Here is a 23,084-nt window from a genome sequence, read left to right as displayed (position 1 = left end):
CGCGCCCGAGCGGCACGGCTCATGTATGACTCGCCGTGTCGCGCAGCCTAACCGAGGAGCTCATGCCCATGAACGGGAATATCGCCCAGTTGATCGGCCGGCGCGTCGCCGTCACTGCGCTGACGCTGCTGATTGTCTCGATCATCATCTTCGTGATCACCAACCTGTTGCCGGGCGATGCCGCGCAGGCCGCACTCGGCCAGTCGGCGACGGCGGATACGGTCGCGGCGCTGCGGCTGCAGTTCGGCCTCGACCAGCCGGCATACCTGCGGTACTTCCATTGGCTCGTCGGTCTGCTGCACGCGAACTTTGGCGTGTCGCTGTCGAGCAATCTGCCGGTGTCCGAGATGATCGAAGGGCGCCTGCCGAAGTCGCTGACCCTCGCGGCGATCACCACCGGGGTGTCGGTGCCGATCGCGGTGTCGGCGGGCATTCTTGCGGCAGTCAAGCGCGACTCGCTGATCGATCGGATCGTGAGCCTCGGTACGCTGTCGCTGGTCGCCACGCCCGAGTTCCTGATCGCGACGCTGGCGGTGCTGGTGCTGGCCGTCAAGCTGCACTGGCTGTCGGCGCTGTCGTACAGCGGTGAGATCGAGAGCCTGCACGACTTTCTGCGCGCGTATGCGATGCCGGTCGTCACGCTGTGCGCGGTCGTGATCGCGCAGATGGCCCGCATGACACGCGCCGCGGTGATCGAGCAACTCAGTTCTTCGTATGTGGAAATGGCGATGCTCAAGGGCGCGAGCCCCGCCCGCATCGTACTGCGCCACGCACTGCCGAATGCGATCGGCCCGATCGCCAATGCAATCGCGCTGAGCCTGTCTTATCTGCTTGGCGGCGTGATCGTCGTCGAGACCATCTTCAACTACCCGGGCCTCGCCAGCCTGATGGTCGACGCGGTCAGCAACCGCGACTTCCCGCTCGTACAGGCCTGCACGCTGCTGTTCTGCCTCGGCTATCTGCTGCTCGTGCTGCTAGCCGACCTGTGCGCCATCATCTCGAACCCGAGGCTGCGGACATGACGATTCTTCGACCTTCTTCCGATGCGCCTCACCGGCTCGGTGCGCTCGAACCGGTGCAACGCAGCAGCATGATGCCGGAGGGCGCCGATCCCGCGCGGTCCTGGGGCGGCGGCGGAGGCCCGGCGCCTCGACCGGTGCGCCGCCGCAGCCTCGCGCAACGCATGAACCTGTCGACCGGCGGCTGGATCGGCCTGGCGATGGTCAGTTGCGCGTTGTTCGTCGCGGCGTTCGCACCGTGGCTCGCGCCGCATTCGATCGGCGCGATCCTCACGCCTGACGTATTCGCGGGCTTCAGCGCGAAGCTGCCGTTCGGCTCCGACTACCTGGGTCGCGACATGTTGACCCGCATCATCTACGGGATGCGCCTGACGGTCGTGCTCGCGCTGGCGGCGGCGCTGCTCGCGGCGCTCACGGGGACCATGCTGGGACTGCTGGCGGCCGTAGCCGGCCGCCGTATCGACGAAACCATGAGCCGGCTGCTCGATGCGGTGACGTCGATCCCGTCGAAGATGTTCGCGCTGATGATCGTCGCCGCGTTCGGCTCGTCACTGCCGTTGCTGATCGTGACCGCGGCGATCAGCTACATGCCGGGCTCGTACCGGATCGCCCGCTCGCTGGCGGTCAATATCGGCACGCTCGAATACGTGCAGGTCGCGCGGGCGCGCGGCGAAAGCGCGCTCTACATCGCGTGCTTCGAGATGCTGCCGAACATGATTCATCCGATACTCGCCGACACCGGACTGCGCTTCACTTTCGTCGTGCTGCTATTGAGCAGCCTGAGCTTTCTCGGTCTCGGCGTGCAGCCGCCGTATGCCGATCTCGGTTCGCTGGTACGCGAGAACATCGCCGGCCTCGGTGAAGGCGTGCCGGTCGTGATCCTGCCCGCGATCGCAATCGCGATCCTCACGGTCGGCGTGAACCTGCTGATCGACGGACTGCCGCATCATGGCCGCCGCAAGGGCATGCCTGATGCCGATGGAGGCCACTGATGAAGGCACCTTTTTTCAGACGTGCTCACGCGGCCTTTGAGACCATCTCGAGGACCGCGCCGCTACCCCCGTCGAATCTGGTCGAGGTACGAGGCCTGCGCGTGGTGGGAAGCCGGCCCGGCGAGCCGGATACGACGATCGTGCATGACATCGACTTCGAGATTGCGCGCGGCGAGGTGCTCGCATTGATCGGCGAGTCGGGCTCGGGCAAAACCACGATTGCACTGTCGCTGATGGGCCATGCACGCAGCGGCTGCCGCATCGCGGGCGGCGCGATCCGGGTGGGCGACACCGACGTGCTCGGGCTCTCGCCGAAAGCGCTCGCGGGATTGCGTGGCCGCAAGGTTGCCTACATCGCGCAAAGCGCGGCCGCGGCGTTCAACCCGGCGCGCCCGCTCATGGACCAGGTGATCGAAAGCGCGCTGATTCACGGCACGCTCAGCAAGCGCGCCGCGCGGTCCAAAGCAGTCGAACTGTTCCGCGCGCTCGCGCTGCCGGAGCCGGAGACGATCGGCCGGCGCTACCCGCACCAGGTGTCGGGCGGCCAGTTGCAGCGGCTGATGGCGGCGATGGCGCTGATCACCGACCCCGAACTCGTGATCCTCGATGAACCGACCACGGCGCTCGACGTCACCACGCAGATCGACGTGCTGCAAGCGTTTCGCAGCGTGATCCGCCAATGCGGAATGACGGCCGTCTACGTATCGCACGATCTGGCGGTGGTCGCGCAGATGGCGGATCGCATCGTCGTGCTAAGCAATGGTGAAATCCGCGAAACGGGCCGCACTGAACAGATTCTGCATGCACCGGCGCACCCGTACACGCAGAGCCTGATTGCTGCCGTGACGCCCGTGGCCCCGGCTGCCTCCATCTCGGCGGCTCCGGACGCAGCCCAGCCGAACACGCCGCTGCTCGAACTGCGCGGTCTGACGGCCGGCTACGGCCGCACCGACGCGAAGGGCTGGCCGCACAAGGTCATTCTGCGCGACGTGGACCTCGTGATCGATCGTGGTCAGACGGTAGGCGTGATCGGCGAATCCGGTTCGGGCAAGACGACGCTCGCGAAGGTGATCGCCGGGCTCGTGCCGATGGCGCGCGGCAATCTGCTGCTCGACGGTGAGCCGCTCGCCGCCAACCTCAGCCGCCGCAGCCGCGAACAGTTTCGCTGTATCCAGATCGTGTTCCAGAACGCCGACACCGCGCTGAATCCGACGCACACCGTCGAGCGCACGCTGGCGCGTCCGCTGAAGTTCTATCACGGCATGAAGGGCGAGGCCGCGCGGCGCCGCGTCGCCGAACTGCTCGGCCTGGTGCGCCTGCCTGTCGAGCTGGCGCAGCGGCGCACCGGAGAGCTGTCGGGCGGGCAGAAACAGCGCGTGAATCTCGCGCGGGCGCTGGCCGCCGAACCCAAGTTGATCCTGTGCGACGAAGTCACGTCCGCGCTCGATACGGTGGTCGGCGCTGCCATTCTCGAGCTGCTGCGCGATCTGCAAAAGAAGCTCGGCGTGTCATATCTGTTCATCACGCACGACATCGCCAAGGTGCGTGCGATCAGCGACGACATCGTCGTGCTGTACGCTGGGCACCGCGTCGAGACGGGCAACCGCGACGCGTTGTCGGCGCCGCCGTATCACCCGTATTCGCATCTGCTCGTGTCGTCGGCGCCGGAGCTTCGCGCCGGCTGGCTCGAAGAAGCGGGCGAGCGTTGTCATCAGACGTTGCCGCCGATCGGTGAGTCGACTCATGAGCCGGAGCTTTGCACATTTCTCGCGCGATGCCCGATGCGCATCGACGGTGTCTGCAATCGCACGTCGCCGAGCGTGCGCACGCTCGCGAGCGGCGCGCAGGTGCTGTGCCATCGCAGCGAAGCGGAACTGGAGCGATACCAGAGCGGGCCCCCCGACGCTGCTGCTGCGGCGAGCGTGCTCGCGCAGTCTGGCACGGTGCGGGTCTGATGCCGCTAGGAAAACGTAGCGCGAGGGGATAGAACATGACCGGAGTCTTCTACGACTGCGCAGGCGACAGGACCGTGGCGATGTCGCGCGCGATCAGGCGGGCCGTGGCTTTTATCGAGAGTTCGTTCGCGCAGCCCGTCAGCCTCGCGACGCTCGCCGGCACCGCCGGGTTGAGTGTTTCGCGCTTCGCCACCCTGTTTCGCAAAGAGGTGGGTATTTCGCCTCATCGCTATGTGTGTCTGGTGCGAATTCAGCACGCTAAACGGCTATTGCGTGACGGCGTCCCGCCCTGTGAGGTCGCTGCCGAAGTCGGATTTTTCGATCAAAGTCATCTTGGCCGACACTTTCGGCGCGCGGTCGGCGTGACGCCGGGGCATTTCGTTGCTTCGCCAGAATCGGGCAGCGCATTCAGATGAAGCGAGGGGCCGATGGAGATGAGCTGGACGCGTTGCAGTGGGGTAGGCGAAAGAGCTGCCTGGTTCCGGGATAGCGTGGGCAACCTGCTCGGCATCGGGGAGCCGACGCCGCTGTCCGCCATTGAACATCCGCAGTCCATGAAGCATTACGCTTCCCCGAAACCCCCGCCACCCGGCGTTTCCACCACGAACACGTCGCCCGCGGCCATCTCGACGCTGGCGATATGGCCCAATGCGACGATCTCGCCGTCCGCGCGCTCGACGCGATTGCTGCCCCGCCTTCCCGCGCGTCCACCTGCCGCGCCGAAAGGCGCGTGAATGCGGTTGTTCGAGAGAATCGACGCGGTCATCGGCGCGAGAAAGCGGATGCGCCGGATCGCGCCGTTACCGCCGCGCCAGCGTCCCGCGCCGCCCGACTCCGCGCGGATCAGGTGCGACTCGAGCCGCACGGGATAGCGCCATTCGAGCACTTCGGGATCGGTCAGGCGCGAGTTGGTCATGTGCGTCTGTACCGCGTCGACGCCGCAGAAGCCATCGCCCGCGCCGCTGCCGCCTGCGATCGTCTCGTAGTACTGGTAGCGCGCGTCGCCGAACGTGAAGTTGTTCATCGTGCCCTGACTGGACGCGACGATGCCCAGCGCGCCATAGAGCGCATTCGTAATCGCGGACGATGTCTCCACGTTGCCCGAGACCACCGCTGCCGGATAAACCGGATTGAGCATCGAGCGGTCCGGGACGATCACCGAGAGGGGCTTCAGGCAACCCGCGTTGAGCGGGATGTCGTCGCCGACGAGCGTGCGGAACACGTACAGCACGGCTGCCATGCAGACCGCCTTCGGCGCGTTGAAGTTGTTCGGCAGTTGCACGGACGTTCCGCTGAAGTCCACGGTCGCACTGCGCGTCGCAGCATCGACGCGAATCGCGACGTCGATCACCGCGCCGTTATCGAGTTCGTAACGGTACGCGCCGTCCTTGAGGGCGCCGATCACGCGGCGCACCGCTTCTTCGGCATTGTCCTGCACGTGCTGCATGAAGGCGAGCACCACGTCGCGGCCGAATTGCGCGACCATGCGGCGCAGCTCGTCCACGCCCTTCTGGTTCGCGGCGATCTGCGCGCGCAGATCGGCCATGTTCTGTGCGACGTTGCGTGCCGGATAGCGGCCCGATGCGAGCAGCGCGCGTGTTTCGGCGTCGCGCAGCACGCCCGCTGAAACAAGCTGCCAGTTATCGACCAATACGCCTTCTTCTTCGATATGCGACGAAGCGGCTGGCATCGAACCGGGTGTGATTCCGCCGATATCCGCATGGTGGCCGCGCGAGCCGACGTAGAAGAGCGGCTCGGCCGAACCGTCCGCGAACACGGGCGTGATGACGGTCACGTCGGGCAAATGTGTGCCGCCGTGATACGGGTCGTTGAGCATGAACACATCGCCGTCGCGCATCGCGCCGCGATTTCGCTCGATGACGGTCTTGATGCTCTCGCCCATCGATCCCAGATGCACGGGCATGTGCGGCGCGTTCGCAATCAGATTGCCCGCGGCATCGAAGATCGCGCACGAGAAGTCGAGGCGCTCCTTGATGTTCACCGAATACGCCGTGTTTTGCAGACGCAATCCCATCTGCTCGGCAATCGACATGAACAGATTGTTGAATATTTCGAGGCGCACGGGGTCGGCCTCGGTGCCGATCGAGCGGCGTGTGGGCAGCGGTTGCACGCGGGTCATCACCACGTTGCCTTGAACGGTCAGCACCGCCTGCCATCCCGGCTCGACCACGGTCGTGCCGTTCTTTTCGGCGATGATCGCCGGGCCGTCGAGCGTGTCGCCTGCGCACAGCGTTTCGCGCTGGTAGAGCGATGCGTCGTGCCAGCTACCGCTCGAATACATGCGCACAACCGACTGCGCATGGGGCGCGTCGCCTGCCGCGCGCTGCGGCAGGCTGCCGGCATCGACTGGCGCGTCGGCATGGCCGATCGCTTCGACGCAAGCGAGTTCCGCGATGAGCGGCGTATCTGCCATCAGGAACGCATAGCGTTGACGATACGCAGCTTCGAAAGCGGCGCGCATCGCATCGACGCTGCCCGCTGGCACTGCGAGCGATGAATCGGTGCCCTGATAGCGCAGATGGACACGTCGCTCAGTCGTGATACGCGCGGCGTCCACGCCCTGTTCGAGCAGTGCGCCGGTTGCATCGGCCGCGAGCGCATCGAGCGCGGCTTCCAGCGTCGCAAGCGATGAGTCGTCGAGCGAGATTTCGAGCGCTCGCTCGCGCATCGCCGTCTGATCCGCGAGGCCCATGCCGTAAGCGGAGAGCACACCGGCAAGCGGATGCGCGAACACCCGCGTCATGCCGAGCGCGTCGGCCACACCGCACGCATGCTGGCCGCCCGCGCCGCCGAAAGTCGTCAGCACATACTGCGAGACGTCGTGGCCGCGTTGCACTGAAATTTTCTTGATCGCGTTAGCCATGCTGCCAATGGCGATCTCCAGGAAACCTTCAGCGAGCTCTTCTGGTGTGCGACGCTGACCCGTAGCCGCGAAGATTTCATCGGCGAGTGCCCGAAAGCGTTCAGCGACGACCTCGCGATCGAGCGACTCGTTCGCGTTCGGACCGAAGACGCGCGGGAAATAGTCGGGCTGAATCTTGCCGAGCATCACGTTGCAGTCGGTGACCGCGAGCGGGCCGCCGCGCCGGTACGCCGCCGGACCCGGATTGGCGCCCGCCGAGTCGGGGCCGACACGCAGCCGGGCGCCGTCGAAGCCGAGCACCGAGCCGCCACCTGCCGCCACGGTATGGATGCTCATCATCGGCGCGCGCATCCGCACGCCTGCCACCTGCGTTTCGAATACGCGCTCGAACTCGCCGTTGAAGTGCGAGACGTCCGTCGACGTGCCGCCCATGTCGAAGCCGATCACGCGCTCGAAGCCCGCTGCCTGTGCCGCGCGCACCATGCCGACGATACCGCCCGCCGGGCCGGAGAGAATCGCATCTTTGCCCTGAAATACATCGGCGCGTGTCAGTCCGCCGCTGCTTTGCATGAACTGCAGGTTCACGCCCGGCATTTCGCTGGCGACCTGGTCCACATATCGGCGCAGGATGGGCGACAGATAGGCATCCACCACGGTCGTATCGCCGCGCGAGACCATCTTCATCAGCGGCGAGACTTCGTGGGAAACCGAGATCTGCGTGAAGCCGATTCGGCGCGCCAGATCCGCAAGCTCGCTTTCATGCGACGTGTGGCGATAACCGTGGATCAGCACGATTGCGAGTGCGCGGATGCCCTTGTGGTAGACCTCGCGCAGTGCGCGCTCCGCTGCCGCGTGATCGAGCGTCGCGACCACTTCGCCTTGCGCGCTCATGCGTTCGTCGATTTCCACCACGCTCTCATAGAGCGCTTCCGGCAACGCGATGTCGAGATCGAACAGGCGGGGGCGGTTCTGATACGCGATCCGCAACACATCGCGCAAGCCTCGCGTGGTGACGAGCGCTACCGGCTCGCCCTTGCGTTCGAGCAGCGCGTTGGTCGCGACCGTCGTGCCCATTTTGACCATCTCGACGTCGCGCGACGTAATGGGTTCTCCGGCTCGCAGGCCAAGCACATGGCGAATCCCGGCGACAGCCGCATCGCGATACTGCTCCGGGTGTTCGGAAAGCAGCTTGTGCGTGGTGAGCGTGCCATCCGGGCGGCGCGCGACGATATCGGTGAACGTGCCGCCGCGGTCGATCCAGAACTGCCAGCGGGACGGCGTGCAAACATCGGAGGCGTGATCGTGCTTCATGGTGTCGTGGTCGTGATGCGAAAGTGGTAGTGGTGTGCGCAAGGTGAAAATCAGGCCGATTCGAGTTCGCGACCGCGCGTCTCGGGCAGCGTAAGCGCGGCGATGATCAGTACGCCATACGCGGCCACGGCGAAAATCCCGATGCTCGTGCCCAGGCCGAAGCGGCTCGACAGCACGCCGATCAGCACCGGAAACAGCGCCCCGATCGCGCGGCCGACGTTGTAGCAAAACCCCTGGCCCGAGCCGCGCACACGGGTCGGAAACAGTTCGGTGAGAAACGCGCCCATGCCGGAAAAAATGCCCGACGCGAAAAAGCCGAGCGGAAAGCCGAGCCATAGCATCGATGCATTCGTGAGCGGCAACGAGGTATACGCGAAGGCAATCGCCATCGAGCCCAGCGCGAACAAAATGAAGTTCGGCTTGCGGCCGATGCGGTCCGTGAGCCACGCGCTGCACAGATAGCCCGCGTACGAGCCCGCGATGATCATCGCCAGATAGCCGCCCGTGCCCATCACCGTGAGATGACGTTCAGTCTTGAGGAAAGTCGGCAGCCACGTCGTGATCGCGTAGTAGCCGCCCTGTGCGCCCGTCGTAAGCAGTGCGGCGCGCAGCGTCGTCGAAAGCAGCCTGGGAGAGAAGATCTCAGTGAAGCGCGGCGTGTCTTGAGTGTCGTACTGCTGAACCCTGGCCTGTTCGAATACTTCAGGTTCCTTCACATAGCGGCGGATCGCGAGCACGAGCAGGGCAGGCACGAGTCCGATCAGGAACAATGCGCGCCACGCGATTTCAGGCGCCATCACGGAGAACAGCACCGCATAGAGCAGGGCCGCCACGCCCCAGCCGAGCGCCCAGCCCGACTGCACGAGACCGACCGCTTTGCCGCGGTCGCGCGCGCGGATCACCTCGCCGATCAGCACCGCGCCCGCCGTCCACTCGCCGCCGAAGCCGAAGCCCATCAACGCGCGAGCCGCGAGCAACTGGCCGTAGTTCTGCGCGAGGCCGCATAGGCCGGTGAACACGGCGAACCACAAGACGGTGAGCTGCAACGTGCGCACACGGCCGATGCGATCGGAAAGAATGCCGGCAATCCAGCCGCCGAGCGCAGAGGACAGCAGCGTCAACGTGCCGATGAAGCCGGCGTCCGCGAGCGAGATGCCCCAGGTAGCGACGAGCGTCGGGATGACGAAGGAAAGCATCTGCGTGTCCATGCCGTCGAGCATGTAGCCGACCTTGCAACTCCAGAACGCGCGACGCGCGTGCGGACCGGCTTCGGCATACCAGGAAAGCTGCGGGCTTCCCGTGCTTGACTTCATGTCGGCGGCATCGTCGACGCTCGCCGTGAGTGTCTTGCTGTCCATCTGCTGCTCCTATGGATAGACGCATGGGAAACGATCGAAGCCACGCACGAACGTAGGGATGCGTCATTCCCTCCGGGCCGCGCGGCCCGATGGCTTCATGGTGCTGTGAATCGCTTGTTGCACGACGGCGCGGCGCGCCGCCGGGACGGTCAGAAAATAGCCAGCGACGCGTTAGTGATATCCGTCATCAGCATGTGGCCCGGCGCGTGCGCAATCGCGAGCGGCAGCTTCGCGGCCATCAGTGCCGTTTGCGGCGTCACGCCGCAAGCCCAGTAGACAGGCAGTTCGCCCGCGCGGATCGTCACCGGGTCGCCGAACTCGGGGCGCGCGAGATCGACGATGCCGAGTTCCGCTGGATCGCCAATATGCACGGGCGCGCCATGCACGCCCGGAAAGCGGCTCGTGATCTGCACGGCACGGATCGCGTCGGCGCCGCGCAGCGGCCGCATCGACACGACGAGTTCGCCCCCGAACACGCCCGCCCGCTGGTTGGGGATGCTGGTGCGGTACATCGGCACGTTGCGGCCTTCTTCGACGTGGCGCAGGCCGATGCCTTCCTTCGCGAGCATGTGCTCGAACGAGAACGAACAGCCAATTGCAAATACGACGAAATCGTCCTGCCAGAGCGCTTCGATCGATTCGACGCGCTCGCTCAGGTTGCCGTCGCGATATACGTTGTACGCGGGCACGTCGGTGCGGATGTCGATGTCGCGCCCGAGCATCGGCACGCGGAACTCGCCAGGCTCGCCCACGCCGAGCAGCGGACATGGCTTCGGATTCGCATGGCAAAAGCGCAGGAAATCGTGCGCGTGCGCAGCGGGCAGGATCGCGAGATTGGCTTGCGCGTAGTCGCCGCAATGGCCGGCCGTCGGGCCACGGAAGTCGCGGTGACGGACGGCCTGGCGGAATTCGGATGGAGTCATGGTGTTAGCGTGCTCTGGCGGTTGCATCGGATTGTCTGCGGTGGGCGATGCGTCTTGCCTACCGTCAGGCCAAGCATAGAAAAGAAGAAAATTTGACGCCAGCTAGTTTTCTTTGCGCCAGGTGAATAGAATTTCTTAATGGAATCGAGGGTTTTCCCGAGTCACGTTGAGATTTTTGGAGCGGTTTGCTTCCGTTGCACTGCCCACCTTTGACTGATGAATACGCGCTTCCTCGAAACCTTCGTCACGCTTGCCAAGCTGCGCAGTTTCCGCACGACGGCGACCGCGCTTCACGCCACGCCGGCGGCGATCTCGCAGCGCCTGAAGGCACTGGAAGACGAATTGCATACCGTGCTCGTCGATCGCGAGAGCCGCGAATTTCGGCTCACGCCGAACGGCGAATATCTGCTCGGCTACGCGAAGGCCGTGGTCGAGGCGACGCGCCAGTTGCAGGCCGCCGCGTCACATGAAGGCGCGATGCGCGGCAAGTTGCGACTCGGCGTGATCGAGACGGTCGTGCATAGCTGGCTTGCCGACTATCTGCGGCGGCTCTCGAAGGACTATCCGCAGCTCGAAGTGGAGCTTGCGGTGGACGTGAGCGTGGTGCTGCAGCGGCGTCTGATGGCGGGCGAACTCGATCTCATCATTCGCGTGGAAGGCAGCGACGAGGAATCGATCGTCTGCGATGCGCTCGCGAACTATCCGGTGCACTGGATCGCGCGCGCGGGGCTGCTGCCGTCTTCGCGCAGCGGACTCGCGAAACGCGTGCTGCGTCATCCGATCCTCACATTCGGGCGCGGGACGGCGCCTCATCGCGCGCTGGAGGACATCGTCAGCAAGCTCGCACTCGCCAACGGCGTGCCGCTCGCGGATACGCGCATTACGGGTTCGCCATCGATTTCGGTGATCGTGCAACTCGTGCGCGATGGCTTCGGCGTGGCGGCAATTCCGCGTCTGTTCGTCGATGATCTGATCGCGCGAGGCGAGGTGGTCGAACTGCCGCTGCAGCCCTCGCCGCCGTCCATCGTGGTGTCGATGTCCCGACGCGCGGATGCGCCGCTTTTCGTGCACGGCGCAGCGAACGCGGCACGTGCGGCGTGTCATGAATACTGCGAGCAGGGAGACCGACGCCTGATCGAGCGGCTATAGAGCCCGGCTCTTGCGGACTCTGGAGGCGGCAAGCGACCCAGAAAGAGTCATTCGACCCCGCGCTCCAGATCGTTGACGACTTCGTCGATCCTGGTCGAGGCGATTGTTTGGCACGTGCGGTTCGAGTTCAAGCGTTTCCACAGGGGCAAGGACGACGCGTTTTAGCGAAAAACAGCGAATTCAGTCCTTTCGCATGCGTGCAACCAATGCGAGCAAGCGGGCATTCATTTCCGCAGCCTGCAAATGCGCGTGCCAACCGTGACCAGGAAGCAGCCATTCGAAGCGATACGCGGCCAACTTGCCGAGCGATTCGGTGAGCGCTGTCCACGAGTACCAGCACGCGTCCCTGAACGCGACGAGGTCCTGCTGGCGTGGGCTCCAGGCAAGCGAATCACCCGAGAACAGCACGCGATCATCGAGCTGGTACGCGACGCTACCCCGAGTGTGCCCGGGTACAGGGATCGCGCGCACGCCGGCCGCAATGCTCAGTGCTGAACCGTCGTCGAGCAGATCCGTCGCATATGGGGCGGCCGACACGTCCTCGCGGTGAATCCAGACGCGCGCGCCGAATTGACGCGCGTATTTGTCCGCGTCTGCGACGTCGTCACGATGCGACAGCAGAATGTGCGCAATACCGCCAGCGCCGTCGAACCATTTCACGAGTTCCGCCGCATAGCGCGGGGAGTCGATGAGCAGATTGCCTTCCGGACGCGCGGCAAAATAAGAATGCGCGCCAAACGACGACCGTGCGTTGAATCCACAGCGCCACACGCCCGATGTGATCTGCTGCGGAAAGATCGCTGCGTTCGGACGAGGCTGTTTCGTTTCGCTGCGTACCGACGCCGTAGGGCATACGAGCACCGCACGCCAGGCATCAAGCTGCTCTTCCGGTGTGGCCGGCTGCCGAACGAAGACACTCTTGTCGTTGCGCTCGACGATCAGCCCAGGCGCGACGTGACGAGATGCACCGCAATTGATGCATGCAGTGTCGATGTACCACTCTCCTGAAGCAGAGTCGGTATTACGTATGGGCTTCATCTGATGCTCCCGGGCTGACGTGCGCATCCGCCGGCTCGACGCTCGCTGGCGTCTCGCGGTCGTTGGAGGGATTGTTACACGATCATTGATGTACAGGCGCAAACGGCTCGTTCGCCACGCCCTTGTCCCGCTACGAAGCCTTGTCTGCGTTTGGCGCGTGATTTACCACGGCTGGCTACGCTTGCCGCAACAGACACCCCTACGCGGCACTTCGTCTGCTCCTGGCGCGGCCGCTTCTGCTCGTCGAAGTAACCAACTCCTCTGCTGTGAGGAAAAATTGACTGTTGTCCGCGAGGCGCGCAACGATGAAGTCGATGAAGGTTCTCACGCGCAGCGGTTGTTCCGTCCGGCGACGGTAGTAGACGTAAATCGACTCGCGCTGGGTCAAATGCTGAGTGAGCAAAGGCACGAGCCGTCCAGCCCGGATGTGTGAGACGGCCGAGAAACTTCCAAGCTGCCCAATTGCCACGCCGGCCAGTACCGCTTCGGTTTCCGCGTCGATATCGTTCGAACAGACCGAAGCAGCCATCTCCCGATACACAATCTCCCCGCCCACCATAAATTCCCACGGCGCCTGCTTGCCGGTGTTCGCACGCCGGTATCCAGAACAACGATGCGCATCGAGCTCGTCCACGGTTTTCGGCGTGCCGTACCGTTCGAGATAGGCTGGCGACGCGCATACGATCAACTGAATCGGTAGCAGTCGCCTGGCAATCGCCCCCTCGGAAGGCGGGGACCCGCCGCGCAAGCCGACGTCGGCGCGATCGCTGACGAGGTCCGTGAAATGATCGTCGAAGCGAATATCGATCTGCACGTCAGGGTATAGCGCCGCAAACTCAAGGATCGATGGCCAGAGTGCCGTTCGCCCGAGTGCCGTCGGAGCGCTTATCCGTAGGGGCCCCGCAACTTCTTCCCCTGAACGGCGAGCATCGTCAATCGCGGACGACAACATAGCGAGCGCTGGCTCGACACCTTGCAATAGTCTTTGCCCCTCTTCGGTCAGACTCAACTTTCGCGTTGTCCGATGAAACAGCCGGACGCCAAGCGACTTTTCGAGCTGCATGACCGCGTGGCTCGCGGCCTGCGGCGAGATGCCCAGGTCCGCAGCTGCCCGACGGAAGCTGCCGAGCGTTGCTGCGCGGACGAACACCGAAATCGCCCGGACCTCATTCATGGCTGAGTCCATTCGCAAATATTGGTTGATTATGAGTCTAGCATTCGATGCCTAGTAGCTGTTAATCGCGCGCCCTATGCTTCTCTTCACGTTCACCACGAAACGGGAGCAAATCATGAGCAACGCTACGAAGCACGAGTTCAAGCGCGTCTGGTTCGTTACGGGCGCCTCACGCGGGTTAGGCGCACTGATCGCACAAGCGGCCCTGGCGGACGGAAATGCAGTGGTTGCGGCGGGACGCAACGTTCGGGCGATCATTGAGCGTCTCGGCGAATCATCTGCGCTGTTGCCGGTCGCGCTCGACGTAACTGACGAGGAGCAGGCCAAAAGAGCCGCGCAGGCAGCTTTGGCAAAGTTTGGCAGGATCGACGTGTTGGTCAACAACGCCGGCTTCGGACTGCTCGCAGCCGTAGAGGAATCGGCCGACGCAGACGTGCGTCGCATATACGACACCAACGTTTTTGGACTGCTCAATGTCACGCGTGCGGTGCTGCCAGTGATGCGGGGACAGCGCTCGGGCCATGTGATCAACGTGTCCTCGATCGGCGGCTATCGCTCGGCGGCGGGATTCGGGGTGTATTGCTCGACGAAATTCGCCGTCGAAGGCATTACGGAAGCGCTCCACGCGGAGTTGAAGCCACTCGGCATTCACGCGACCGTCGTTGAGCCCGGCTATTTCCGTACCAATTTCCTCGATGCGTCGTCGCTCGTCGTCGGCAAGGAGGTCATCGACGACTACGACGAGACGTCGGGCAACGTGCGTCGATTCGCTGAAGGAATGAATCACAATCAGCCGGGCGACCCGCAGAAGCTTGCGAAGGCCCTCGTCACGCTTGTCGATGTACCGAGACCGCCACTGCGTCTGCCGCTCGGAACCGACACGCTGAAGGCGATAGCCGAAAAGAACGCCTATGTGGCTACGGAAACTGAAACATGGAAGGCACTGTCGGCGTCAACCGATTTCTCAGACTGAGTTCTCTCGAGATGACGAACGTGTAGCGCGGTTGCGCTGCTGAGTAGTGCCCATTTTTGTCTCAATCCCGCCTGGATAAGGGGAGTCTGTGATGTCCATAAACGCTGAAGTGCGCCCGCACATCCCACCGTTCACCCTTGAATCGGCAATCGAGAAGGTTCGACTTGCGGAAGACGCTGGTAATTGGTTTCGCTCCTACGGAAACGGGAACTGGGAGTTTGGACCTGATGGTCTGATGCACCACCGGTATGCCTGTATCAACGACATGCCGATCAAGGCAAGCGATCGCAAGTTCCATTCGCCGCTGGGTCGCCGCCCCGACGATCACCCAGGTCTGAGCGAGCTGGGTCTTTGAAAAATTGCGCTGAGCACCGTCGTTGGTCGATACGATGAGCGAGATCAGGACGAGTTCCACCAGAATCGCGGATATCACCGGGATCATCGAAGGGATCGCCTTCCAGACCAAAATTCGCGCGCGCCGTGCAAAGCCTTGTCCCGCCTGGCTCTGAGCAAACGCGCACTTTCTGACCCACCAGTTAACCCCCGCAACGCGATCATCACGCGCCGGACTGGACGGGACCGCGCAGGAATGAATTCGGCCCGATCGCTGCTCATCGACCCTGTTAGTTTTTGCGTTGATAGCGCCGCCATAGCCTCATGATTGCGATATAAGCCACTACAGCGACGACCAACCAAACCGTCAGCATCACCGGGACATAAACATCATCGGCTTCATGCAGGCCAAGGCCGTTGGCGATGCTCAACCACCTAAGCGCCTCACTCTCTGGCATCGGCCCATTCCGGCCAATGTAGCGCGCGGATAGAAGGAATAGGCCGATAAAGAGCGCGACCTTGAAAAGCCTACGGACAAGCGCGGCCGTCACTCGCTATTTCTCAATGTGGCTTTTTGCCGCGATAGCGCCGCCATAGCCTCATGATCACCACATAGGCAAGCGTCGCCACAAGCAGATCAGCCAGCAGCATGACCGGGATGTATAAATCATCCGGGTCGCGAATGCCAAGCCGATTTGCAGCGTGTAACCACGCAAGCGCCTGCCTTTCCGGCATCGGTATAGGGTATGTGTGGACGTAGGGCACGGAAAGGCAGAACAGGCCGACAAATAGCGCCACCTTGAACAGCCTACGGACAAGTGTTGCCATACGTGATGACCTCAATTGTTCCGTAGGCGCGAAGCCCCGAATTGCCGGCAGGAATGGTCATGGTGTGCAGCAGCGCGTTACGGATTCTCAGAAAATCCGTGCGGCTCGGAAGCGTAATACAGCCGAGTGAAATACCTTCGCCACCTGCCGGATGCAACCGGAATTGTCCGCGCTTGACACCATCAATCCATGTCACGTCGTCAATAAGTCCATCATCCCGATACAGTGCGAACCATTCGCGATGATGTACCGCACTCCCAATCGCTGAATTAACTGTGTCCTTGATCGAAGCCCAAGCTTGAGACCCGATACCGCCAGTGGGCCGGTCTACGATCCAGTATTTTCCGGTAGGGATTGGACCGTTACTTGGCACAGCCGTGCAGCCACCGCGATTGCGGTATTGACCGTTTCCAGAATACGCGTCGAACGTGCCGACACCGAAAATTGTGAGCGGTGAAAACTGCTCGTTGTTCACCAAAAACTTACCCTGATAGGCCATTGTCACGCCCCCTTATCCGCGCTCATTCCACGAATCGGTGTATTTGATATTGCCATCAAGGTAATGCCACGTGATGCGGTCGTACATCATGGAGACCGCTTCAACGTGATTGAGTGCGGATGCCTGCGCCAGCCTGGTATTAGCCATGCCGGGGTTGATGCCACACACTTTCACACCTTCGATCGTCATCATGAAATAGACTTCCTCTTTGCCTGCATCGTTGATGCGATACCACTTGATCTCGGCGGACTGCAGCGTTTGCCCCTTCGCCACGGCCTTGTAAAGATAAGGCGTCGCCGCATCGAACTCCTTTTCGAACGCAATCGGCGAGTGCGCACGCGCGCCGGTGATCTTGCCGTTAGCCGCATCAACCGGCAGATTCACGCCGTGGCTGAAGCCGATAATTTCAATACTTCCCTCGCGATCCTGAACGGTTGACGAGCCTTTGATGTCTGCGCCGCCATCATCTTTCAGCCACATATGGGCAGGAATTGGCATCTTGAATTTTTCCTTGAATGGTCAAATGAGCGCTGCATGGTTACGACCTCATTTTTAATAAGGTATGCACTACGAACGGACAATCTTTTACCCAGATACGCAAGCATTTGCAACGGGGATGCTATGCACTGCCAATACTTTGACGTGATTTAACAAACATCGGAAGTGTGATTGCGATCTGATCGAGCGCAGCGCGCAGGCAAAAAAAGACCCGCGCGATGCGGGTCGGGTGGATGTCCTGCGATCCATTGATTGACCTCGCTTTCACGCCAGCGCACCGCCGCCACGCCGACCTTGATGGGTTTGGGGAACTTGCCTTGCGCGATCTTCAGATAGATCGTCGATCCGGTCAGGCCGATACGCTGCTCGACCTCGGCGCGGCGTAGCAGGCGCTCATTCATGCGCTGCGTGACCTCTTATCGCCGCGAGCCACCGGAAGGGTTGCCAGACCACGGCGATGCCCGCGCCACGAAAGAGTATGGCCTGGCCGAGCTCGACGAAATGCGTGGTGGGCGCGGCGAGCATGACGTTCTGCACGAACTGCGGCATGCTGCGCGCGAGCGTGGCCATGAAAATGCCCATCGAAGTGGTGGCGAACAGGTGCAGCGCCGCGCCAGCGAGAAAGAGCGCGACCGATCCTTCAATCGGTACGTGCAGCGCGCCGCGCACGATGAAGGTGAGCGAGAGCGCCGCCGCGGCGACGGCGGCTCGTCCGACACGCGTGTGGCCGCGACGCAGCCGACCTATCGGAAGCATGTGAGTGAAAACCAATGCGCTCAATGAGTTGAGCGAGTCATGAGCCTGTTTTCCACAGGCTTGTGCCCAGCTTCTGTGGGTATCTTGAGTGGTTATCGAAACGCCTGCAGAGAAGGTCGAACGGGGCGTGAGGACATCGTTTCCGTCTCCTCGAAGTCACGCCGGCGGGGCCGTTCACGGAACTCGGGGCGGGCAGCCGCTAGCTCGGGCGGCTGCCGTTACGACAGAAGCGATCTGGATAACAGCTCAGAAAAAACACGCAGCTTTAACCGCTGATAATGTCCAAAACGGAAGTTATCTGGTTAAATTCCCGGAAGCCAGTCGAGTTCGTCCACGTATACCGTCGATGCTCGCGCGCGGCAATCTACCCGCTGTCCAATATAGGGATCGTCAAGACACATGGAGAATCTTCTCGTCGAAATCAGTCCGGGCGGATGGGCCTTCCTGCTGGATATGCTCACCGCGTTCTCGATTCATCTGGGCGCCGCTGCGGGCATACTGGTGATCGGATGGTGGGTCGCGCGCCGCGCTTCGATGTCGCTGAGCCGGCTTCTTGCGCGTCAATCACGCATGGACGCCACGCTGCGACCGATCCTCTGCGACATCGGCCTGTGGGGCATTCGCATTGTCGCGATCGTCGGTGCGCTGTCGCAGTTAGGCATCCAGACGGCCAGCATCATTGCCGTGCTTGGCGCAGCCGGTCTTGCGGTCGGTCTCGCGCTGCAAGGCACGATGCAGAATATCGCGGCCGGCATCATGCTGCTAGTGTTGCGGCCGTTCAAGGTCGGCGACTATATCGAGGGCGGAGCCGGCAGTGTCGCGGGCACGGTCGACGAAGTCAATCTGTTCACGACGCGTCTCACCAAACCCGACGGCATCTGCGAATACGTGCCGAACAGCGCGTTGTGGAGCAATTCGATCCGCAACTTCAGCCGTAATCCGATGCGCCGGCTCGATCTCGAAGTGGAGATCTCGATCGGTGACGATGTGGATCGCGCGCTTGAGGCGCTGCGCACGCTCGCCGCCGCCGACCCGCGTGCGCTCCGCGATCCCGCGCCGCAGGTGATGGTCATCCGCTTCGACGACAGCACCGCGGTGCTGAATATCCGCGTCTGGTCGAACACGGACATGTTCTGGACCATGCGCTGGGAACTCGCGCGCCGGGTGCGTCAAACATTGACCGACGCGCAATGTTCGCTGCCGTTGCGCACCCGTGAATTGCACATCGTGCCGAGCGCGACGGCCGCGTCGGTCACCGGCGCAGCCGCCGGTCAGGCAGGGTCATCCGCGATCAGAAAACCGGAGCAGGGGGTGTAACCCCCGGTTCTTCGATCCCGCGCTGTTGGCGTGGGAAGGCCGGCCGGAACCCGCCAGTTTTTGCGGCGAGCTGTGCAATGGACGCGTCTGACGCTGCGGCAGGAACTGGGGCTGCGGCCGATGATGGACAACGCCATGATCCCAAAGATCAGGCCGATCAGCCGGATGTTGAGCCGCATGTCGCCGTTGAGGATATGGCTGAACTCGTGCGCCACCACGCCCTGCAGCTCGTCACGGGTCAAGTAGTCGAGGCAGCCCTGGGAGACGGCGACCACAGCATCGCCCGGGGCGTAGCCGGCCGCGAAGGCATTGATGCCGGTCTCCGGCAGAACATATACGGGGGGCACCGGCACTCCCGCAGCGAGGGCCATCTCCTCGACGACGTTGAGCAGCCGCTTCTGCCGCGCGTCGGTGGTCGTGCCGGGCACCCTCCTTACCGCCAACATCAAGGCGACGGCCTGCCCGCCAGAAGCGAGCTGGGCCACCTTGAGCGCGCTGGCACCGCCGACCAGGATGCCCACCGCCGGCGCCGCGAGCAGGAGCATGTCAGGTTGCCACCAGGACACTGGCTCGTGAGCGCCATACATGCTGAGCGCCACCAACAGACCGTACACGAGGGCGATCAGAATCAGGATCGCGAGGACGAAATAGACCACCAGCTGGAAGGTCTTGCGCCGTGCCGAATCCTGCTGCTGAAAGAAATTGGTGGCCATGGCCGGCGCGGTTTTGAGAGCGTGAAGCGCACGGAGCCGTGGCGGTTCCGGTTACCGGAACGACACCTTGGGCGCTGCGCGCTCGGCCTCTGTGGTTTCGAGCAGTGACGCTTCCTTGAAACCAAACATGCCGGCCACCATGACGGCTGGGAAGACTTCGCGCTGGTTGTTGTAGTCGGTGGCGGCGTCGTTGAAGGCTTGCCTGGCGAAGCCGATCTTGTTCTCGGTCGAGCTCAGTTCCTCCTGCAGGGCGAGCATGTTCTGGTTGGCCTTGAGGTCCGGGTACGCTTCGGATAGCGCAAAGAGCCGGCCCAGAATGCCGCCGAGCTGGGCCTCGGCCTCGTTAAACCCTTTGATGGCCGCCGGGTCGCTGGGGTTGGCGGCGACTTTCTGCTCGGCTGCCATCGCGCTGTTGCGGGCCTTGATGACGGCGTCGAGCGTCTCCCTTTCGTGACCCATGTAGCCCTTGACCGCTTCGACTAAGTTCGGAATCAGCTCGTAGCGGCGTTTGAGCTGCACGTCGATTTGGGCGAAGGCGTTCGCGAAGCGGTTCCGGGCGACCACTAGCCCGTTGTAGATGCCCATGAGGCGGAGCGCGAGCAGTAGCCCGACGCCCAGCAGCACGAGCAGGGTGACGACGACGGGACTCATTGGCCGTGACCTCCGACGAGAGGACTGCTGGTTTGGACCATCGCGCGACTATGGAAACAGGATAAGTGAAATGACATTTAATTCAATCAATTCGTGAAACTGTTATAAGACAAAGGGTACGAATTAAGCGTGCTCCATCAATTGCCGGGTACTGGAGTAAAGAGGGCGCAGTCCGCGTGTGTGCGACGTTTTTTCGAAGACGCTTTTCCACGATGGCGATCTGTGCGGAGAGCGTCGTAATGACCGCGACGTTCGCGCGGACCTCGGGTGCAACGTCGTCGGCGAGATGCAGCTGGTCGACAGGACGCGATCGACGAGCGGCAACTCGTGCTGCCGTTTAAAACCGCCGTTGGAAGTGGTGACGCGTATTACCTCACCAGACCGGAAGATTCCGACCAAGCGGCGCAGGTGCAGGAACTCCGCACCTGCCTGGAAAGCAGGCTGCCAAAACTCACCTGGCCGGGTATCCAGTTCAAGACACTGAGCTAGCGCCTGAGCCTTCGGTCGACTCATTGAGACGATCAGGAAAGGGCGAACTTCGTTACGCAGATCGGGAGCCTCCCGAGAGGTAGCTGGCCAGCAATGCAGAGCAGCGCTCGCGCAGGAAGGCATTCAACGCGCTGATCGTCGGTGTCAGTTGCGCACGGTGAGCACAAATCAAGTGCAGCGGCGAAGGCTCCAATACGCCGGCGGAAACAACTCCACCAGTCGACCTGCCTTCAGATCGTCGATGAGGTCCAGTCGCGACTTGTAGACAAGGCCTTCCCCGGCTATCGCCCAGCGACGAACTGCATCGGCATCGTCGCTGATGCGATTTACCCGTGACTGCCACTGTGCGTTCGCCGCCAGGCGGGGTAAAGCGCCAGATCCGAGCCCCTGACCTGGTGGATACCCTGAATCGGCGACATTTTCAGAAATTGCGCTTGCGCCAAAATTCGACTTCCCGCATCTTGTCTAGACAAGACGAAACCGCGATTGGCGCGCTACCGTAATGAAGTTTTCGGCAATCCAAGGAGTGTGGACATGCAGGCGAAGTGCAGATGGTTGGTCAAGAGTTTGATCGGTGCCGCATTTGGAGCAGCAGCGCTTGCGGGCAACACCGCCGAGGCGAAGGACTGGACGACAGTGACGATCGCCCTCGAAGGCGGCTACGCGCCCTGGAACATGACGCTGCCGGGCGGCAAGCTGGGCGGCTTCGAACCCGAACTCGCCGCTAACCTGTGCGCGCGGGCGCAACTCAAGTGCAATCTGGTGGCGCAGGACTGGGACGGCATGATTCCCGGCTTGCAAGCCGGAAAGTTCGATGTTCTGATGGATGCGATCTCGATCACGCCAGAGCGCGAGAAGATCATTGCCTTCTCGAAGCCGTATGCGTCCACGCCGGCGACCTTCGCGGTCACCGACACGAAGATCCTGCCGAAGGCAACCGACACGCCGGCGTCGCTGAAGCTCGACACCGACGCCAAGTCGAACGCGCCCGCCGTCCAGGCGCTGCGCACGGCGCTCAAGGGCAAGACCATCGGCATTCAGTCGGGCACGGTCTATACGCGCTTCATCAACGAGAACTTCAAGGATGTCGCGTCGATCCGCGTCTACAAGACCTCGCCGGAACGCGATCTCGATCTGTCCAATGGCCGCATCGACGCGTCGTTCGACGATGTGACGTACTACGCCGCAAATGCCGACAAGAAGGAAGCGATGCCGACGGTGACGGCCGGCCCGAAGATCGGCGGCCTGATCTGGGGGCCGGGCGAAGGCCTCGCGTTCCGCAAGCAGGACGCGGACCTGAAGACGAAGTTCGACGCGGCGATAACGTCGGCGATTACCGACGGGACTGTGAAGAAGCTTTCGGAGAAGTGGTTCAAGACCGACGTGACGCCCTGAGCGTCGCTCACAACGTGACCGCGCGCTTCGGCCTGATCCGGCTCGAAAGGCTGATGCCGCGCGGCTTGTTTCGCAGGCTTGGTGAGGTGGCTTGATGGCTCTTTTCGAAATGCTCGGCTTCGGGACCGATGGCTGGGGCGGCCTGCTCCTGCTCGGTGCGTTCATGACGGTGGTGCTGACGCTTGCGGCGCTCGCGATCGGCGCGGTATTCGGCGCGCTCGTCGCAGCGGCAAAGCTCTCGCGCTTTCGCACGGTGCGCGTGATCGGCGACTTCTACACGACCGTCTTCCGCGGCGTGCCGGAACTGCTTGTCATCTACCTGTTCTACTTTGGCGGCTCGACGCTGGTGTCCTCGATCGGGCAGTGGTTCGGTGCCGACGGCTTCATCGGCGTGCCGCCGTTCGTGATTGGCGCGTTCGCGGTGGGCATGATTTCCGGCGCGTATCAGACGGAGGTCTATCGCGCCGCCGTGCTAGCTGTCTCGCGCGGCGAACTCGAAGCTGCGCGCGCGATCGGCATGCCGACGCTCACCATGGCGCGCCGCATTCTTATTCCCCAGGTGCTGCGATTCGCACTGCCGGGTATCGGCAATGTGTGGCAGTTGAGCCTCAAGGACTCGGCGCTGATCTCGGTCACCGGTCTCGTCGAATTGCTGCGTGCCAGCCAGGTCGCGGCGGGATCGACACACCAGTACTTCCTGTTCTTCGTCGTTGGCGGAGCGCTCTATCTCGCGATGACGGGCGTTTCGAACCGTGTGTTCGGCCGGGCGGAGACGATCGTCGGCCGCTCCTTCAAGCGCAACTTCGCGCGCAACTGACGCAAGGGCGGC

Annotated in this window: 23 protein-coding genes and 1 pseudogene; 11 read left to right on the top strand and 13 right to left on the bottom strand. The window is 62.8% G+C overall.

The features are described from left to right. Window positions 1-68 precede the first annotated feature (68 nt). From HWY30_RS27495 to HWY30_RS27480, 4 genes are all read left to right on the top strand, one after another. Window positions 69-1,022 (top strand): ABC transporter permease, encoded by a 954-nt coding sequence (locus HWY30_RS27495; RefSeq protein ID WP_090811123.1) that lies wholly within the window; start codon window positions 69-71, stop codon window positions 1,020-1,022. Continuing rightward, window positions 1,019-2,011: an ABC transporter permease gene (locus HWY30_RS27490; protein WP_090811125.1), complete on the top strand. Its 993-nt coding sequence runs from the start codon at window positions 1,019-1,021 to the stop codon at window positions 2,009-2,011. The genes HWY30_RS27495 and HWY30_RS27490 overlap by 4 nt, the downstream gene beginning before the upstream one ends. Further along, window positions 2,011-3,966 (top strand): ABC transporter ATP-binding protein, encoded by a 1,956-nt coding sequence (locus HWY30_RS27485; RefSeq protein ID WP_176078955.1) that lies wholly within the window; start codon window positions 2,011-2,013, stop codon window positions 3,964-3,966. The genes HWY30_RS27490 and HWY30_RS27485 overlap by 1 nt, the downstream gene beginning before the upstream one ends. An 80-nt stretch (window positions 3,967-4,046) precedes the next feature. Next, entirely contained in the window at window positions 4,047-4,382 is a 336-nt protein-coding gene (locus HWY30_RS27480; RefSeq protein ID WP_409259726.1) for a helix-turn-helix domain-containing protein, read from the top strand. 146 nt (window positions 4,383-4,528) lie between these two features. Here the strand turns inward: HWY30_RS27480 and HWY30_RS27475 are convergent, their stop codons facing one another. The 3 genes from HWY30_RS27475 to HWY30_RS27465 form a co-directional block, all read right to left on the bottom strand. Then, complete coding sequence (locus tag HWY30_RS27475) at window positions 4,529-8,161, bottom strand: hydantoinase B/oxoprolinase family protein (protein ID WP_090811129.1); 3,633 nt, start codon at window positions 8,159-8,161, stop codon at window positions 4,529-4,531. Between the two features lie 50 nt (window positions 8,162-8,211). Next, window positions 8,212-9,519 (bottom strand): MFS transporter, encoded by a 1,308-nt coding sequence (locus HWY30_RS27470; RefSeq protein WP_090811131.1) that lies wholly within the window; start codon window positions 9,517-9,519, stop codon window positions 8,212-8,214. Between the two features lie 149 nt (window positions 9,520-9,668). After that, entirely contained in the window at window positions 9,669-10,469 is an 801-nt protein-coding gene (locus HWY30_RS27465) for a putative hydro-lyase (RefSeq protein WP_279613305.1), read from the bottom strand. 189 nt (window positions 10,470-10,658) lie between these two features. Here HWY30_RS27465 and HWY30_RS27460 point away from each other — a divergent pair, with 189 nt between their 5' ends. Then, window positions 10,659-11,591, top strand: a complete 933-nt coding sequence (locus HWY30_RS27460; protein ID WP_090811135.1) for a LysR family transcriptional regulator — start codon at window positions 10,659-10,661, stop codon at window positions 11,589-11,591. Between the two features lie 180 nt (window positions 11,592-11,771). On the opposite strand, the gene HWY30_RS27455 is transcribed toward HWY30_RS27460, so the two are convergent. Then, window positions 11,772-12,629: an MBL fold metallo-hydrolase gene (locus HWY30_RS27455; RefSeq protein ID WP_090811137.1), complete on the bottom strand. Its 858-nt coding sequence runs from the start codon at window positions 12,627-12,629 to the stop codon at window positions 11,772-11,774. 199 nt (window positions 12,630-12,828) lie between these two features. After that, window positions 12,829-13,803 carry a LysR family transcriptional regulator gene (locus HWY30_RS27450; protein WP_090811886.1) on the bottom strand — a complete coding sequence of 325 codons (975 nt, stop codon included), beginning with the start codon at window positions 13,801-13,803 and terminating at the stop codon, window positions 12,829-12,831. Between the two features lie 115 nt (window positions 13,804-13,918). On the opposite strand from HWY30_RS27450, the gene HWY30_RS27445 reads away from it, so the two are divergent. Next, window positions 13,919-14,776 (top strand): oxidoreductase, encoded by an 858-nt coding sequence (locus tag HWY30_RS27445; RefSeq protein ID WP_090811887.1) that lies wholly within the window; start codon window positions 13,919-13,921, stop codon window positions 14,774-14,776. A 91-nt stretch (window positions 14,777-14,867) separates the two neighbouring features. Then, window positions 14,868-15,131 (top strand): DUF1348 family protein, encoded by a 264-nt coding sequence (locus HWY30_RS27440; RefSeq protein WP_090811140.1) that lies wholly within the window; start codon window positions 14,868-14,870, stop codon window positions 15,129-15,131. Between the two features lie 268 nt (window positions 15,132-15,399). Here the strand turns inward: HWY30_RS27440 and HWY30_RS42735 are convergent, their stop codons facing one another. From HWY30_RS42735 to HWY30_RS27410, 6 genes and pseudogenes are all read right to left on the bottom strand, one after another. Beyond that, the gene (locus HWY30_RS42735; protein WP_311734922.1) at window positions 15,400-15,540 is read right to left on the bottom strand and encodes a hypothetical protein; all 141 of its coding nucleotides are present in this window, start codon (window positions 15,538-15,540) and stop codon (window positions 15,400-15,402) included. 130 nt (window positions 15,541-15,670) lie between these two features. Beyond that, on the bottom strand, window positions 15,671-15,937 hold the full coding sequence (locus tag HWY30_RS27430; protein WP_090811144.1) for a hypothetical protein: 267 nt from the start codon (window positions 15,935-15,937) through the stop codon (window positions 15,671-15,673). After that, window positions 15,918-16,436: a DUF2778 domain-containing protein gene (locus tag HWY30_RS27425; protein WP_090811146.1), complete on the bottom strand. Its 519-nt coding sequence runs from the start codon at window positions 16,434-16,436 to the stop codon at window positions 15,918-15,920. The genes HWY30_RS27430 and HWY30_RS27425 overlap by 20 nt, the downstream gene beginning before the upstream one ends. Before the next feature lie 12 nt (window positions 16,437-16,448). After that, a complete protein-coding gene (locus tag HWY30_RS27420; protein WP_090811148.1) occupies window positions 16,449-16,934 on the bottom strand; it encodes an Hcp family type VI secretion system effector in 486 nt (161 codons plus the stop codon). Between the two features lie 149 nt (window positions 16,935-17,083). Continuing rightward, window positions 17,084-17,335, bottom strand: a complete 252-nt coding sequence (locus HWY30_RS43070) for a helix-turn-helix transcriptional regulator (protein WP_090811150.1) — start codon at window positions 17,333-17,335, stop codon at window positions 17,084-17,086. Further along, a pseudogene (locus tag HWY30_RS27410) lies at window positions 17,328-17,651 on the bottom strand (hypothetical protein); the annotation flags it as partial. The pseudogene HWY30_RS27410 and the gene HWY30_RS43070, both read right to left, overlap by 8 nt. 438 nt (window positions 17,652-18,089) lie before the next feature. On the opposite strand from HWY30_RS27410, the gene HWY30_RS27405 reads away from it, so the two are divergent. Next, window positions 18,090-19,007, top strand: coding sequence for a mechanosensitive ion channel family protein (locus HWY30_RS27405; RefSeq protein ID WP_090811152.1), 918 nt, complete (start codon window positions 18,090-18,092; stop codon window positions 19,005-19,007). Here HWY30_RS27405 and HWY30_RS27400 read toward each other — a convergent pair. Next, window positions 18,962-19,720 (bottom strand): M48 family metalloprotease, encoded by a 759-nt coding sequence (locus HWY30_RS27400; protein WP_244145030.1) that lies wholly within the window; start codon window positions 19,718-19,720, stop codon window positions 18,962-18,964. The genes HWY30_RS27405 and HWY30_RS27400 overlap by 46 nt on opposite strands. A 51-nt stretch (window positions 19,721-19,771) precedes the next feature. After that, window positions 19,772-20,371 carry a LemA family protein gene (locus HWY30_RS27395; protein ID WP_090811154.1) on the bottom strand — a complete coding sequence of 200 codons (600 nt, stop codon included), beginning with the start codon at window positions 20,369-20,371 and terminating at the stop codon, window positions 19,772-19,774. A 327-nt stretch (window positions 20,372-20,698) separates the two neighbouring features. Between HWY30_RS27395 and HWY30_RS27390 the strand changes: the two genes are divergently transcribed. The 3 genes from HWY30_RS27390 (at window position 20,699) to HWY30_RS27380 (ending at window position 23,072) form a co-directional block, all read left to right on the top strand. Then, a complete protein-coding gene (locus HWY30_RS27390; RefSeq protein WP_176078954.1) occupies window positions 20,699-20,860 on the top strand; it encodes a hypothetical protein in 162 nt (53 codons plus the stop codon). 534 nt (window positions 20,861-21,394) lie between these two features. Next, window positions 21,395-22,255, top strand: a complete 861-nt coding sequence (locus HWY30_RS27385; protein ID WP_090811156.1) for a transporter substrate-binding domain-containing protein — start codon at window positions 21,395-21,397, stop codon at window positions 22,253-22,255. A gap of 94 nt (window positions 22,256-22,349) precedes the next feature. Beyond that, complete coding sequence (locus HWY30_RS27380; protein WP_090811158.1) at window positions 22,350-23,072, top strand: ABC transporter permease; 723 nt, start codon at window positions 22,350-22,352, stop codon at window positions 23,070-23,072. The last annotated feature ends 12 nt before the right edge of the window (window positions 23,073-23,084 follow it).

The organism is Paraburkholderia tuberum STM678 (assembly GCF_902833905.1).
GTDB classification, from domain to species: domain Bacteria; phylum Pseudomonadota; class Gammaproteobacteria; order Burkholderiales; family Burkholderiaceae; genus Paraburkholderia; species Paraburkholderia tuberum.
Note: the sequence above shows the minus strand (reverse complement) of the source record. Positions and strands in the feature narration are given on the sequence as shown.

Excerpts from the sequence above, each read along its gene's own strand:
- HWY30_RS27425 (WP_090811146.1), bottom strand. The coding sequence starts at position 16,436 with ATGGCCTATCAGGGTAAGTTTTTGGTGAACAACGAGCAGTTTTCACCG.
- HWY30_RS27420 (WP_090811148.1), bottom strand. The coding sequence starts at position 16,934 with ATGCCAATTCCTGCCCATATGTGGCTGAAAGATGATGGCGGCGCAGAC.
- HWY30_RS27445 (WP_090811887.1), top strand. The coding sequence starts at position 13,919 with ATGAGCAACGCTACGAAGCACGAGTTCAAGCGCGTCTGGTTCGTTACG.
- HWY30_RS27380 (WP_090811158.1), top strand. The coding sequence starts at position 22,350 with ATGGCTCTTTTCGAAATGCTCGGCTTCGGGACCGATGGCTGGGGCGGC.
- HWY30_RS27470 (WP_090811131.1), bottom strand. The coding sequence starts at position 9,519 with ATGGACAGCAAGACACTCACGGCGAGCGTCGACGATGCCGCCGACATG.
- HWY30_RS27460 (WP_090811135.1), top strand. The coding sequence starts at position 10,659 with ATGAATACGCGCTTCCTCGAAACCTTCGTCACGCTTGCCAAGCTGCGC.
- HWY30_RS27465 (WP_279613305.1), bottom strand. The coding sequence starts at position 10,469 with ATGCAACCGCCAGAGCACGCTAACACCATGACTCCATCCGAATTCCGC.
- HWY30_RS27475 (WP_090811129.1), bottom strand. The coding sequence starts at position 8,161 with ATGAAGCACGATCACGCCTCCGATGTTTGCACGCCGTCCCGCTGGCAG.
- HWY30_RS27455 (WP_090811137.1), bottom strand. The coding sequence starts at position 12,629 with ATGAAGCCCATACGTAATACCGACTCTGCTTCAGGAGAGTGGTACATC.
- HWY30_RS27400 (WP_244145030.1), bottom strand. The coding sequence starts at position 19,720 with ATGGCCACCAATTTCTTTCAGCAGCAGGATTCGGCACGGCGCAAGACC.
- HWY30_RS27430 (WP_090811144.1), bottom strand. The coding sequence starts at position 15,937 with ATGGCAACACTTGTCCGTAGGCTGTTCAAGGTGGCGCTATTTGTCGGC.
- HWY30_RS43070 (WP_090811150.1), bottom strand. The coding sequence starts at position 17,335 with ATGAATGAGCGCCTGCTACGCCGCGCCGAGGTCGAGCAGCGTATCGGC.
- HWY30_RS27490 (WP_090811125.1), top strand. The coding sequence starts at position 1,019 with ATGACGATTCTTCGACCTTCTTCCGATGCGCCTCACCGGCTCGGTGCG.
- HWY30_RS27485 (WP_176078955.1), top strand. The coding sequence starts at position 2,011 with ATGAAGGCACCTTTTTTCAGACGTGCTCACGCGGCCTTTGAGACCATC.
- HWY30_RS27395 (WP_090811154.1), bottom strand. The coding sequence starts at position 20,371 with ATGAGTCCCGTCGTCGTCACCCTGCTCGTGCTGCTGGGCGTCGGGCTA.
- HWY30_RS27450 (WP_090811886.1), bottom strand. The coding sequence starts at position 13,803 with ATGAATGAGGTCCGGGCGATTTCGGTGTTCGTCCGCGCAGCAACGCTC.
- HWY30_RS27495 (WP_090811123.1), top strand. The coding sequence starts at position 69 with ATGAACGGGAATATCGCCCAGTTGATCGGCCGGCGCGTCGCCGTCACT.
- HWY30_RS27405 (WP_090811152.1), top strand. The coding sequence starts at position 18,090 with ATGGAGAATCTTCTCGTCGAAATCAGTCCGGGCGGATGGGCCTTCCTG.
- HWY30_RS27385 (WP_090811156.1), top strand. The coding sequence starts at position 21,395 with ATGCAGGCGAAGTGCAGATGGTTGGTCAAGAGTTTGATCGGTGCCGCA.
- HWY30_RS27440 (WP_090811140.1), top strand. The coding sequence starts at position 14,868 with ATGTCCATAAACGCTGAAGTGCGCCCGCACATCCCACCGTTCACCCTT.
- HWY30_RS27480 (WP_409259726.1), top strand. The coding sequence starts at position 4,047 with ATGTCGCGCGCGATCAGGCGGGCCGTGGCTTTTATCGAGAGTTCGTTC.